This window comes from Brachybacterium sp. JB7 (genome assembly GCF_003335205.1).
Lineage (GTDB): Bacteria > Actinomycetota > Actinomycetes > Actinomycetales > Dermabacteraceae > Brachybacterium > Brachybacterium alimentarium.
In genome coordinates this window covers 413,747-426,213 of record NZ_QPGN01000003.1, presented here as the reverse complement: position 1 = coordinate 426,213, position 12,467 = coordinate 413,747, and the positions used below count along the sequence as shown (strand labels likewise).

Below are 12,467 nucleotides of genomic sequence, written 5' to 3'. Positions count from 1 at the left end.
ACGCCCCGGTTCCGGCGTGCGAAGGGCCCCGACGCTCCGGAGAGGATCGGGGCCCACAGCGCTCACGAGGAGCGGCCTGCGTCGAGTCGACCTCGACGTGCTGGTCCGCCACCGCTCGGGCATCGAACGGTCAACGTCCCAGCGCTCCTCTCATTCGCTCGACATCCCCAGCAGGTTCGGGATGAACATCGAGATCTGCGGGACGAACACGATCAGCAGCAGGCCGGTCACGAGCGGCACGTAGAACGGCAGCAGGCGCGTGATCACCGGCTCGACCTTCATGCGACCCACTCGGGCGCCGACGAACAGGATCACGCCGACCGGCGGGGTGATCGTTCCCAGGCACAGGTTGAACGTGAGCATCAGGCCGAAGTGGATCGGGTCCACGCCCAGTTCGAGTGCCACCGGCAGGAAGATCGGGGTGAAGATCAGGATCGCCGGGGTCGGGTCCATGAACATGCCCACGATCAGCAGTGCCAGCATCATCAGCAGCAGCACGACGATCGGAGAGCTCGAGACCCCCAGCAGCGCCGTGGAGATGAACTGCGGGATGGTCGCATAGGCGAGCACCCACCCGAGCACTCCGGAGACCGCGATCAGCAGCAGCACCACCGCAGTGGTACGGGTGGCCGAGAGGATCACGGCCGGCAGCTTCTTCACGGTCAGCTCGCGATAGATGAAGCCGAGGATCAGGGAATAGACGACCGCGATCACGGCGGACTCGGTCGCGGTGAAGAACCCGGCCACGAGACCGCCGATCACGATCACCATCATGAACACGGCGGGCACCGCCGCCAGCAGGGTGCGCAGTGCGACGGCGAGAGTGAGCTCACCGCGCGCGGCCCCGTTGTCCGAGCCCACCAGTTCGGGGCGTCGCTTCGCCGCCACCCAGACCATCACCAGGCAGGCGAGCATCCACACCACGCCCGGGCCGTAGCCGGCGGCGAACAGGGTCGCCACCGAGGTGGAGGACGCCAGGGAATACACGATCAGCGTGTTCGACGGAGGGATCAGCATCCCGGAGGGGGCGGAGGCCACGTTCACCGCAGAGGCGAAGGCCGGGTCGTACCCCTCCTTGCGCTGCCGCGGGCCGAGGATGCCGCCCACGGCCGCAGCCGAGGCCACGGCAGCGCCGGAGACGGAGCCGAACAGGGCGTTGGCGACAACGTTGGTCTGTGCCAGTGAGCCGGGCATCCGCCCCACCACGACCTTCGCCGCATCGATCAGTCGCGCCGCGACGCCACCGGTGTTCATGAGTTGACCGGCCAGCACGAAGAACGGGATCGCGAGCAGGGAGAACGAGTTCGCCCCGGTGAACATCTGCTGGGCCGAGACGAAGACGGCCGGTTCGACGCCCATGACGGCGATGAGCGCCACCACCGACGGCAGGCCGATGGCGATCGCGATCGGGGCGCCGAGCGCGATGAGAATGACGATGCCGATGATCAGGATGATCCCGGCGAGCATTGCGGGATCCATGATCAGCGCTCCTTCTCGGTGTCGGGGAGGGTGCCGGAGCCATCGGACGATCGCTCGACCGGGTGTGCGTCGGCTCCCTGCTCGTGGACGACGGCGGCCGCAGCCGCGGCGCCGGAGCTCTCGGCCGCCTCGTCGTCGGTCTGCTCGAGCGGCGCGAGCTCATCGCCGCGCAGCGCGAGGAGGAGATCCTCGAGGGCGAGCCAGCCGATCATCACACCGGTGACCGGCAGGGCGAGGTACATGTGCCCCACGGTGAAGGGGAACCCGGGGATCACCTGGTCCCAGGACATCGACATGCCGCGGAGACCGCCCCACACCATGACCAGCACGGCGAAGGCGATGATGCAGATCTGCACGAGCACGATGAGCACGTGGCGGGAGACGCCCGGCGCGCGCTGGGCCACGACGTCGACAGCGATGTGGCCGCGCTCGCCGAACACCAGCGTGGCAGCGAAGAGGCTCAGCCACACGAACATGTACTGGGCGGTGACCGTGGTCCAGGGGCTCGGTGCACCGAGAACCTGGCGGGTGAAGACCTGCCAGACCACGACCACCACGAGCACCGAGAACAGCGCGATGCACAGCACCTTGAGAGCGGAGAGCAATCCGTGACGAAGAGTGGACATCAGGCACCTTCCTTCTCGGAGAGCGCGCGGATCGCGTCGTACAGCGCGATGTCCTCGGGGTTCTCGAGGATCGACTGTCCGGTCTCTTCGATGATCGGGGCGAAGGCGTCGGGCTCGGAGATGATCACGCCGCGATCGAGCATCTCCTGGGTGGCCTCCGCGGTCTCCCGCTTCCAGATCTCGACGAACTCGCTCTGCGTCTCCTTCCAGGCTTCCCGCACCGCCTCGCGGTCGGTCTCGTCCATGTCCGCGAGCAGGTCGGTGTTGGCCAGCATGAAGTCGAAGCCGACGAGATGGTTGGTCATGGTGAAGTGCTTGGCGACCTCGTAGTGCCGCTGGGTGACGTAGGAGATCTCGTTGTTCTCCGCCCCGTCGAGCACTCCTGCCTGCAGCCCCGTGTAGACCTCGCTGTAGGCCATCGGTGTGGGCACCCCGCCCATGTTGCGGATCAGACGCAGGAAGATCTCGGACTCCTGCACACGGATCTTCATCCCGGCCAGGTCGTCGGGCGATTCGATCGGGCCGCCGGAGGTGTAGAGGTGGCGGCTGCCCTGGGTGTAGCCGCCGAGCACGGTGAGGCGCTTGTGCGGTTCGAGGGAGGCGAACAGGTCGCCGACGATCGAGTCGTCGAGCATGACGCGGTTCTGGTGGTCGATGTCGTCGAACACCCCGGCCACGTTCATGGGCAGGAAACGCGGTTCCGAGTTCTCGATCTGAGTGCCGGAGATGACGGCCATGTCGATGGCGCCGTCGGAGACCAGCTGGACCGTCTCCTGCTGATCGCCCAACGAGTTGTTGGCGTAGACGCGGGCTCCGTAGCGGCCGTCGGTCGCGTCGGCGATGCGCTCGCCGAAGGAGACCAGCGACCCGTAGCTGGGATGCGATTCCGCCTGCCCGAGGGAGATGGACAGCACCCTGTCCACGTCGGTGACGGCTCCCTCCTTGGTGGCGCAGCCTCCCAGGAGGGCGGCACCGGCACCGGCGATAGGAAGAGCCTTGAGGAATCCTCGCCGGCCCACTCCTCCCAGCGTTCCGGAGCGGGAGCCGGCGAGCGAGCGGGGTGCTCCTCGTCGGCGGGGCAAACGTGATCGCACTGCATTCCTCCTCGAATGGGCAGCTCCGGCCGGAAGGCGCGCGACGATCACCGCACTGCAGCGTCGTCGTCCTTCCCGGGGCGTGCCGGTCGGACAGGGCTCCCGGTGACCCAGGAGCCGCGGCCTCGCGCGAGACGACGTTCCTCGGGCTTCCGAGATCCGTCGTCGAAGGGCTGCTGTGCCCGATGGCCGCAGCGCCCGGTCGCTTCGCGAAGCCGACCTCGGACAGAGTGCCAGCCGCCGGGAAACCGGTCTCACCCCTTGCCGACGGTTGCCATGGTTGCGGCCCGAGCAGGCAATTCCGCCGCTGACCTGGGAAAGCGCTACCCATCGGCGCCGGCGGTCAGCGGCTCGGCTCAGGGCGCGGCGTCGACAGATCCCCAGCACCCCAGCACCCCAGGCAGTACCAGCCGCACGCAGCGAAGGGCCCCGATCCTCCGGAGAGGATCGGGGCCCTTGGTGCTCTGGTGGGAGCGACGCGATCAGCCGTGAGGCTGGATCACATCATGCCGCCCATTCCACCCATGCCGCCCATGCCGCCCATGTCGTCGCCGCCGGCCGGGGCCTTGGGCTCCGGCTTGTCGGCCACGACGGCCTCGGTGGTGAGGAAGAGGCCCGCGATGGACGCTGCGTTCTGCAGCGCGGAGCGGGTCACCTTCACCGGGTCGATGATGCCGGCGGCGAGGAGGTCCTCGTACCCGCCGGTCGCCGCGTTCAGGCCCTGGCCGACGGGAAGGCCCTTGACCTTCTCCGCGATGACGCCGCCTTCAAGACCGGCGTTGACCGCGATCTGCTTGAGCGGTGCCTCGACGGCGACCTTGACGATGTTGACGCCCGTCGCCTCGTCACCCTCGAGGGTGAGCTTGTCGAAGGTGTCCTTGCCGGCCTGCAGCAGCGCGACGCCGCCGCCGGCGACGATGCCCTCGTCCACAGCGGCCTTGGCGTTGCGCACGGCATCCTCGATGCGGTGCTTGCGCTCCTTGAGCTCGACCTCGGTCGCCGCGCCGGCCTTGATGACGGCCACGCCGCCGGCCAGCTTCGCGAGGCGCTCCTGGAGCTTCTCGCGGTCGTAGTCCGAGTCGGAGTTCTCGATCTCGGTACGGATCTGCGACACGCGGCCGGCGATGCGCTCGGCGTCGCCGGTGCCCTCGACGATCGTGGTCTCGTCCTTGGTGACAACGATCTTGCGCGCCTGGCCGAGGTGCTCGAGACCAGCGGTCTCCAGCTTGAGGCCGACCTCCTCGGAGATGACCTGACCGCCGGTGAGGATGGCCATGTCCTCCAGCATCGCCTTACGGCGATCGCCGAAGCCCGGGGCCTTGACGGCCACGGACTTGAAGGAGCCCTTGAGCTTGTTGACGACGAGAACCGCGAGGGCTTCGCCCTCGACGTCCTCGGCGAGGATCGCGAGCGGCTTGCCGGCCTGGATGACCTTCTCCAGCAGCGGCAGCAGGTCCTTGACGGAGGAGACCTTGGAGGACAGCAGGAGGATGTAGGGGTCCTCCAGCACGGTCTCCTGGCGCTCGGCGTCGGTGACGAAGTAGGGCGAGATGTAGCCCTTGTCGAACCGCATGCCCTCGGTGAGCTCCAGCTCGAGGCCCATGGTGTTGGACTCCTCGACCGTGATCACGCCTTCCTTGCCGACCTTGTCGAGCGCCTCGGCGATGAGCTCGCCGATGGCCGGGTCGGCCGCCGAGATGGCGGCGGTGCTGGCGATCTGCTCCTTGGTCTCGATCTCCGTGGCCTGCGCGAGCAGGGTCTCGGAGACCGCGGCCACGGCCTGGTCGATGCCGCGCTTGAGCGCGATCGGGTTGGCGCCTGCGGCAACGTTGCGCAGGCCTTCCTTGACCAGTGCCTGGGCAAGGACGGTGGCGGTGGTGGTGCCGTCGCCCGCGATGTCGTCCGTCTTCTTGGCGACCTCCTTGACGAGCTCGGCGCCGATCTTCTCGTAGGGATCGTCGAGTTCGATCTCCTTGGCGATCGACACGCCGTCGTTGGTGATGGTGGGGGCGCCCCAGGACTTCTCGAGGACGACGTTGCGGCCCTTGGGGCCGAGGGTGACCTTGACGGCGTTGGCGAGCTGGTTCATTCCCCGCTCGAGGCCGCGCCGGGCCTCCTCGTCGTAAGAGATGAGCTTGGCCATTGTGGAATCTCTCCCGTGTGGTGTGGTGTCCACCCGACCCTGTGCCCGCGACGGACGAGATCCCACGCCGTGTTCATGTCCCACGGCGCCGGATCCCTCACGGGGCCGGAATGTTCGTGGTCGAGCAGCAGTGCCTGCTGTCCGATCAGGCTCCCGACTCCCGAGGGCGACTGCCCCGAGGGGCGCTGTCACTCTCGATCACCGAGTGCCAGATCATCATAAGCACTCGGAGGGGGAGAGTGCTAACTCCGCAGGGTCGGATTCGTGCTTTCTGCTCTGGGCCGACGCCGGAGTGCAGAGCCGACGACCGCCCGCATCCCCGGATCTGCCCCGGACCGGCCGCCGCGCACAGCACGACGCGCGCCCGCCGACCCCAGGGGGAAGGCAGGCGCGCGTCGCATGCTGGAACAGAAGGCGTGGCGACGAGCGGATCAGCCCTCGCCGTCGCCCCCGTCGTCGCCCGCATCGGGCTCGTCGACCGCCACGAAGGTGATGCGCGCGTCGTACTCGTCGCTCTGGCGGGCCTCTCCGGCGCCGACCTCCTCGGCCAGGGCCTTCGCGGTGTCCGCATCCTCCGCGTCGCGGTAGAACACGATGGGCTCCTGCTGGACGTTGTCCGCGGTGTTGAGGCTGATGTCGGACCAGCCGGCATCCTCGAGGTTCTCCTGCCAGGTCCCGGCCAGGCCGTTGATCCCGCCGGCGTTGACGACCAGCACGGGGGTGGACTTGTCCGGCTCCGCCGCAGGCTCCTCCTCGTCGCTCTCCTCGGCCTCGGACTCGGACGAGGAGTCCTCGCTCGCGGCGGGAGTGGTGGGGTCCTGCGCACGATCATCGCCGCCGCCTCCGCGACCTCCGATGACGAACAGGAGCACGATCAGCATCACCAGCGCGGCGCCGATGATGATGATGTAGAGCAGGTTCTGTCGCCAGAACGGCTCCTCGGCGCGATGGGCGCCGTGGAACGAGACGGCGTCCGCCTCGTCGTCGAACCGGTCCGGCGGGTAAGGATACTGGGAATCAGCCACGGCCCCATTAAACCTGCTCGATCCGTCCTGCGGGTGGAGCACACGCCCCGGCACCCGGTCCGTCAGGCCACGCGACCGGAGTCACGCACCGGCGGGACGCCGTCCTCGGAGGTGCGCCGGTCGCGTAGCCGGTTCACGACGGCGGGGGCCGCGCGCAGGGCCGAGGGGTCATCGAGCAGGGCGTTGAGCCGCACGTAGTACGCCACCTTGGAGATGCCGATCTCCTCGCGGATGGCTCGTTCCTTGGCCCCGACGTAGCGGAAGGTGCGGGATTCGAGCGCGAGGATCATCCGGTCGCGCTCGGTCAGTCCGTCCTGCGGGGCCGACGGCGCCGGACCGGTCACCGGATCGGGTGCGTCGCCGGTCTCCGGGTCCCACAGCGCCGCATCGGTCGCCTCGCTCTCGCGCGGGGCGCGATCTCGATCACGGGCATGGTCAGCGGACATGGTTCGAGGCTACGCGGGAGCGGACCGCTGCCGAACTCGGCTCGCCGCGTTCCCCCGACGGGTGGAAGACTGCTCACATGCCGACGCCTCTTCCCGAGACCATCAGTGCCGACTGGGCCCAGGCCCTCGCCCCCGTCGAGGACAGGATCCACGCCCTGGGAACGTTCCTGCGCTCCGAGATCGAGGCCGGCCGCGGCTACCTCCCCCACGGCGATGCCGTGCTGCGGGCCTTCACCCGCCCGATGGCGGACGTGCGCGTGCTCGTCGTCGGTCAGGACCCCTATCCGACGCCCGGCCATCCGATCGGGCTGTCCTTCGCGGTGCACCGTGACGTGCGGCCGCTGCCGCGCTCGCTCGCGAACATCTACACCGAGCTGGAGACCGACCTGGGCATACCGCGTGCGAGCCACGGCGATCTCACGGCCTGGCAGGATCAGGGCGTGCTGCTGCTGAACCGGGTCCTCACGGTCACGCCGGGCGCCCCCGCCTCGCATCGACGCCAGGGCTGGGAGCTCGTCACCGACGCCGCGATCCAGGCGCTGGTCGCCCGCGGCGGGCCGCTCGTGGCGATCCTGTGGGGGCGCGATGCCCAGGCCCTGATCCCAGCGCTCGGTGACGTGCCGTATGTCGCGAGCCCGCACCCCAGTCCGCTGTCCGCTTCCCGCGGATTCTTCGGCTCGCGCCCCTTCTCCCGGGTCAACGAGCTGCTCGAGGCGCAGGGCGCCGCACCGATCGACTGGCGGATCCCGCAGTGAGGACCCGGGTCGGGGACACGACCCGCGTCGCCGGGCCGCCCGGCGGTCGCGAGGAGTGGTCCCCCGGCCCGGCGGGCGATGCGCCCTGCTCCGCGGAGGATGCCTCCGGCTCTGCGGGAGATGAGTCCGCGGCGAGCGGCGGGCCTCCTCGCCGACGGCGTGCCGTGCGCGCGGTGCTCCTCTGCACCGGTCTCCTGTGCCTGGCACTCGTCCTGGCGATCGGCGGCGGAGTGACCTATCTGGTCATCCAGCGCGATGCCGCCACGTCCCCGGAGACGGTCCCGCTGGAGGTGGACGGCATCAGCACCGTGGTCCCGGCGGGATGGTCCGAGGTCGAGAACCCTGAGTTCGTCTCCCTCCGGGTGCTCTCGGCCCTCGCGCCCCCCTCCGAGGATCAGCGGGTCGCGATCGCTCGCGAGACCACGGGCATCCGGAATGCCGCTGGCTTCTGCTCCGTGCTGCTCGACAGCGCCAAGGAGCAGGGCCTGGCGACGGTCTCCGCCGAGGTCCTCGACCCGCTCATGGTCGACGGTGCTCGCGCGGCGCACAGTCGGTGGGTCTCGTACAGCGAGGACCGATGGCATCAGGGCGATGCGTACTGCATGGCAGATGCCGAGAGCGTCGTCGTCCTCCTCGCCGAGGGCTCCTCCCCCGACGGCGCCGGCCCCGCGCCTGTCGCCGAGGTCATGCTCGATACGTGGACCTGGGTCCGCTGACGTGAGGCCCTGACCCCCGCCCCCTGACTCTCCCTGGCTCTCGTGGGTCCCTGAGGAACTCTCCCGGGTCGAGCAGCCGGGATGCTCAGGACTCCGTGGTCCACGACCAGGTGTCCAGGACCTTCTGGGCCTCGGAGACCCCTGCGGCCTCGGCCTCCGGCCCGCTGGTGCGTCCCAGCACCACGACGATGTGGAACTGCCTGGGCAGGCACCACAGGTCCTGGACCATGGTCTCCTCCGTGTCCGGGGCGGGCGCGATGGTCTGATAGTGCGCTGCGACGCGACCGTCCACCTCGACATCGGGCATCTCGTGGAGTCTCAGCGCTTCGGCCTGATCCAGGCACTCCTCCTCGATCCCGTCCTCGACCACGTAATCCATGACGGCCATCTTCGAGTTGTCTGCAGCGTCGAGGGTCGTGAGGACGTACTCGAACGAGGAGATGTCCTCCGACGGGTCCTGGGGCGCCCAGTGCGCGGGATAGGAGAACGTGTACCAGCCGGTATCGACCTCGGTCATGGGCGTCGGCGCCTGGTAGGTCGGGAACTCCGGGGCGGCGGCGGGCTCCGGCCTGGTGCTCAGCACGAGGTAGGTGACCGTGCCGACGGCCAGCAGCGTGAGCAGCAGCGCCGCGATCAGGAAGCCTGCGATCAGCAGGATCAGGGGACGGCGGGCCCCTGCCGGCCTCGTGGTCTGGTGCGTCATGAGTCCTCCGCGGACAGGCCGTCGACCGTCCACTCCCAGCTGTCCAGGATCCTCTCCGCATCCGGCATCGACTCGGGGCTGTCATCGTCGCTGAAGGTCTGGGCCACGAAGAGGACCACCCCGTCGGGCTTGGGGAGGCACCAGGTGTCCACCACGCTGGAGGAGTGCTCCCCGTCCAGGTCGGTGGCGACGGCGCGATGGTGGAGAGCCTCACGGCCGTCGACGTCACGAGCACCGATCACCTCGTTCTGGTCGGCCCCCAACCCCTGGCTGTTCGCGCGCGCGGTAGCGTCCGAGCACTCCCCTGCGGCCGACATCGCCCCGCTGCGGTCCAGGACCGTCACGTACTTCGTCGTGTCGTCGTTCCTGAGCTCGAGCACCTGATCGGGATCAGGAAGCTCGACGCCGGTCGTGGTCCGGTGCCAGTCCACGGGGTAGCCGAACGCGTATGTCGCGCCGGTGAATGTGGTCGCGGCCTCTGCAGCACGCTTCTGCAGCACGAGATAGGTGATGCCGCCGGCGGTGGTGGCCAGCAGCAGGAGCACGGAGGCGGTGAGGCATCCGATGGAGAGGAGCAGGGCGACGGTCAGCCTCCGAGATCTCGTCGTGCCCGCCGACTGCGCGTGATCGCTCATCCGTTCCCGTCCCGTGCTCGCCTCCGCTGCACCGAGGGGTCCCGGGCTGTCGCGCATCCTACCGACCGCTGCACCTGCTGAGAGCTGTCACCGAGGTGAGCCAGGTGGGCCGGGCCTCACGCCAGGAGTGCACCGGCCAGTGTCGCCCCTGCCAGGACGAGTCCGCCGACGATCGCCAGGATCCCGATGATCTCCATCGGGATCCAGAACACCGAATGCGGGCCGTGCCGACCGATCGCACGGCGCCCGTCGGTGAGGACGGCCTCGATCATGTCGGCGGCCTCCTCAGGGCTGCGCGGCTGCACATTGGCGACGACCAGGGTGCCCTGATCCGCAGCGGCCTCGAGCCGAGGCCGCTCGGCCTGTTCCCACTCATCGGCTCGCCGGCGGGGGCGCAGCACGTTGAGGTACCAGCCGTGCACGGCGGTCAGCGCTCCGCCGATCAGGATCCCCACGCCCGCGAGCGGGCCGGCGGCCGTCGACGACTGGAGGAGCGATGCTCCGATCAGTCCTCCCAGCAGCGCCGCGCCGAGCGCGATGTACACGATGGCCAGGAACCCCCAACCGCGCCAGATGATCATCGATTTCCCCCGTGTCGTCGTCTTCGTCCTGCACGATCGTTGTCGACCGTGCCCCCGCGCTCGGCCGAGCGTCAGGCGCAGGATACCGGCGGTGCCTGCCGCGCCGCAGGAGTTCTCGCCGCTCCGGTTCCGCGCTTCGCTCCCCAACGGGCCACGCCCAGCTGTTGCGGAGGGCGCGCAGCTGCGCGGAGATCCCTGTGGACCCGTGGGTCTCCACCACGATCCGCGCATGCCATGAGCACCGTCACAGATCCAACGGCCCGCGGGATCGATGACGGCAGGAAAAGTGTGCCCGCACCCCTGGTCCGCGCCATCTCGTGACCTGCCGACCAGACCGGGAAGGGATCCACATCGCGGGCTCGGGAGTGGACCGCTGGAGTGCCTGGTGTCAGACTCTCGGAGGTTCGTCCCCGTCCTCGTACGGCTCGAGCCGTACCTGGGCGCCCCCGCGAGCCCGTGTCGACACCGAGGGAGTGGATGTGGCAGAGCCACGATCATCAGCTGAGGAAGCACGCGATCCGAGCACCCCGCCGGAGCGCCTTCTCGAACTGACCGAGAAGCACCCTCAGCTGCAGAGGACGATCGTGCTGAACCCGTCGTGCCCCGAGGTGGCGCGGTCGTGGATCCTGGCGACGAACCCCTGGGCGAAGAAAGCGTACGACGAGGCCATGAGGGCCGCAGAACCGTCCGGCGACTCCGACGGCTCCGACGGCTCCGACGGCTCCGACGGCTCCGACGGCTCCGACGGCTCCGACGACTATGACCTTGACGAGACCCAGGCGTCCCCCGTGATCACCGATCAGGACGACACGCAGATCTCGCCCGCCGTCACCGACCAGGACGACGCGGAGACGGCCGAGAGCTCCGCTCGGCCCGAGGCCGCGGCGGCTGATGCTCGCACCACCGGCTCGCCCGAGGTTTCCGAGGTTTCCGAGGCTTCCGAGGCTTCCGAGGCTTCCGAGGCTTCCGAGGAAGCGTCCGTCTGGGGCGACCTCGCGTCGGCCGACGCCTGGAGCGCGTCCTCCCCGGCAGAGGGGTCGGCCCCCTCCCCCGCCGGTGCGGCGTCACCCGACTCCGCGCCCGCCGCTCCCACGACCGGCGGCGTGCGTGTGGCCCCGTCCGCCCGTGTCGTCCCCCTCGGCCCCGCAGGGGCGTCCCCCGCGACCAGCCCCTCCTCAGTATCCCGTTCGGACGCCGCCCCCGCAGCAGGTGCCGGCACAGGCGCAGGTGCCGGCGCAGTCGTCGCTGCGGGAGCAGGCGCTGGTGTCGTCGCGGGTACGGGCCCTGCTGCTGGCACCAGCGCCTCCCCGGCCGCCACCTATCCGGACTATCCGACGCCCGACCCTTACGGCGTGCCGCCGCACGGTCAGACCGGCCCGACTGCGGCCGCCTCGGCAGGCGGCCCTCCCACCGTGCCACCGGAGGCCGACTCCGATGGCTCCGGCTCGAACGGTCGACGCGCCCTGTTCGCCTGCGGCGGCTGCCTGCTGCTGGCGCTTCTGCTGGTGATCGTCGGTGCGTTCGTGGTGCGGGCCTGGGTCAGCGACGATGGCGAGGATTACCAGCGCACGAGTGCGACCTCGGCCTCCGAGGCCCCCTCGGAGTCGCCGACCGAGGAGCCCACCACCGAGGAGCCCTCCGAGGAGCCCGTCTCCCCAGCGCCCGACGACGCCGAAGACATCACGGCGCTGAAGTCCCCCACCGGAAACATCGTCTGCCTGCTCGAGGACGACTCCGTGGCCTGCTCCGTGCTCGAGCGGGACTACGCGGACGCGAGCCTCGAGGACTGTGACAACGGCCCCTTCTCCATCCAGGTCGGAGCGGAGGACGCGGCGACCGCCTGCGGCAAGTCCTTCCTCAGCGACTCCGCGCAGACCCTGGAGTACGACAAGAGCTCAGCCCATGGCGACGTGGCCTGCACGAGCCGTTTCGACGGGATGACCTGCTGGAACGTGATGACCGGCCACGGCTTCACGGTGAACAAGGTGACCTACTCCCGCTTCTGACCGCTCATGGAGCCCCGTCCCGGGGCCGGTGACGGCACCGCCCCGCGGGGCCACAGCGAGGCCACGACGGGATCACAGCGGGTCCAAGGACCACAGCGGAAGACCCCATCACGCATTGCGCCTGATGGGGTCTTCCTGATCGAGCTGGAGACGGGAATCGAACCCGCAACCACCTGTTTACAAGACAGGTGCGCTACCGTTGCGCCACTCCAGCGGGTGGGGTCGGCCGACGGATCGGCCGACCCCAGAAGTCTAGAG

Annotated in this window: 12 protein-coding genes and 1 tRNA gene; 3 read left to right on the top strand and 10 right to left on the bottom strand. The window is 69.5% G+C overall.

Going from position 1 to position 12,467, the window contains the following annotated elements; all coding sequences use genetic code 11:
* Positions 1–150: 150 nt before the first annotated feature.
* The 6 genes from CIK81_RS06375 to CIK81_RS06350 form a co-directional block, all read right to left on the bottom strand.
* Entirely contained in the window at positions 151–1,479 is a 1,329-nt protein-coding gene (locus tag CIK81_RS06375; protein ID WP_096163838.1) for a TRAP transporter large permease, read from the bottom strand.
* Between the two features lie 2 nt (positions 1,480–1,481).
* On the bottom strand, positions 1,482–2,105 hold the full coding sequence (locus CIK81_RS06370) for a TRAP transporter small permease (protein WP_096163837.1): 624 nt from the start codon (positions 2,103–2,105) through the stop codon (positions 1,482–1,484).
* Positions 2,105–3,199, bottom strand: a complete 1,095-nt coding sequence (locus CIK81_RS06365) for a TRAP transporter substrate-binding protein (RefSeq protein WP_241964031.1) — start codon at positions 3,197–3,199, stop codon at positions 2,105–2,107. Before CIK81_RS06365 ends, CIK81_RS06370 begins: the two co-directional genes overlap by 1 nt.
* 499 nt (positions 3,200–3,698) lie before the next feature.
* Complete coding sequence (gene groL, locus CIK81_RS06360) at positions 3,699–5,342, bottom strand: chaperonin GroEL (protein ID WP_096196698.1); 1,644 nt, start codon at positions 5,340–5,342, stop codon at positions 3,699–3,701.
* A gap of 431 nt (positions 5,343–5,773) precedes the next feature.
* A complete protein-coding gene (locus tag CIK81_RS06355) occupies positions 5,774–6,367 on the bottom strand; it encodes a LytR C-terminal domain-containing protein (protein ID WP_096163835.1) in 594 nt (197 codons plus the stop codon).
* Between the two features lie 62 nt (positions 6,368–6,429).
* Entirely contained in the window at positions 6,430–6,813 is a 384-nt protein-coding gene (locus CIK81_RS06350) for a DUF3263 domain-containing protein (protein WP_241964030.1), read from the bottom strand.
* A 77-nt stretch (positions 6,814–6,890) separates the two neighbouring features.
* Between CIK81_RS06350 and CIK81_RS06345 the strand changes: the two genes are divergently transcribed.
* Both CIK81_RS06345 and CIK81_RS06340 read left to right on the top strand, forming a co-directional pair.
* On the top strand, positions 6,891–7,568 hold the full coding sequence (locus CIK81_RS06345) for a uracil-DNA glycosylase (protein WP_096163834.1): 678 nt from the start codon (positions 6,891–6,893) through the stop codon (positions 7,566–7,568).
* A gap of 173 nt (positions 7,569–7,741) precedes the next feature.
* Positions 7,742–8,284: a hypothetical protein gene (locus tag CIK81_RS06340; protein ID WP_147272346.1), complete on the top strand. Its 543-nt coding sequence runs from the start codon at positions 7,742–7,744 to the stop codon at positions 8,282–8,284.
* Between the two features lie 85 nt (positions 8,285–8,369).
* Here the strand turns inward: CIK81_RS06340 and CIK81_RS06335 are convergent, their stop codons facing one another.
* The 3 genes from CIK81_RS06335 to CIK81_RS06325 form a co-directional block, all read right to left on the bottom strand.
* Positions 8,370–8,987 (bottom strand): hypothetical protein, encoded by a 618-nt coding sequence (locus tag CIK81_RS06335; protein WP_114306985.1) that lies wholly within the window; start codon positions 8,985–8,987, stop codon positions 8,370–8,372.
* Positions 8,984–9,622, bottom strand: coding sequence for a hypothetical protein (locus tag CIK81_RS06330; protein WP_114306986.1), 639 nt, complete (start codon positions 9,620–9,622; stop codon positions 8,984–8,986). The genes CIK81_RS06335 and CIK81_RS06330 overlap by 4 nt, the downstream gene beginning before the upstream one ends.
* Positions 9,623–9,738: 116 nt before the next feature.
* Positions 9,739–10,203, bottom strand: a complete 465-nt coding sequence (locus tag CIK81_RS06325) for a hypothetical protein (protein WP_096196693.1) — start codon at positions 10,201–10,203, stop codon at positions 9,739–9,741.
* A 479-nt stretch (positions 10,204–10,682) separates the two neighbouring features.
* Here CIK81_RS06325 and CIK81_RS06320 point away from each other — a divergent pair, with 479 nt between their 5' ends.
* On the top strand, positions 10,683–12,209 hold the full coding sequence (locus CIK81_RS06320) for a hypothetical protein (protein WP_096196692.1): 1,527 nt from the start codon (positions 10,683–10,685) through the stop codon (positions 12,207–12,209).
* A gap of 142 nt (positions 12,210–12,351) precedes the next feature.
* Here CIK81_RS06320 and CIK81_RS06315 read toward each other — a convergent pair.
* Positions 12,352–12,423: transfer RNA gene (locus CIK81_RS06315), tRNA-Thr, on the bottom strand.
* Positions 12,424–12,467 lie beyond the last annotated feature (44 nt).

Coding starts and splice junctions, on each gene's coding strand:
- CIK81_RS06375 (WP_096163838.1), bottom strand. CDS start 1,479: ATGGATCCCGCAATGCTCGCCGGGATCATCCTGATCATCGGCATCGTC.
- groL (WP_096196698.1), bottom strand. CDS start 5,342: ATGGCCAAGCTCATCTCTTACGACGAGGAGGCCCGGCGCGGCCTCGAG.
- CIK81_RS06330 (WP_114306986.1), bottom strand. CDS start 9,622: ATGAGCGATCACGCGCAGTCGGCGGGCACGACGAGATCTCGGAGGCTG.
- CIK81_RS06370 (WP_096163837.1), bottom strand. CDS start 2,105: ATGTCCACTCTTCGTCACGGATTGCTCTCCGCTCTCAAGGTGCTGTGC.
- CIK81_RS06325 (WP_096196693.1), bottom strand. CDS start 10,203: ATGATCATCTGGCGCGGTTGGGGGTTCCTGGCCATCGTGTACATCGCG.
- CIK81_RS06350 (WP_241964030.1), bottom strand. CDS start 6,813: ATGTCCGCTGACCATGCCCGTGATCGAGATCGCGCCCCGCGCGAGAGC.
- CIK81_RS06335 (WP_114306985.1), bottom strand. CDS start 8,987: ATGACGCACCAGACCACGAGGCCGGCAGGGGCCCGCCGTCCCCTGATC.
- CIK81_RS06345 (WP_096163834.1), top strand. CDS start 6,891: ATGCCGACGCCTCTTCCCGAGACCATCAGTGCCGACTGGGCCCAGGCC.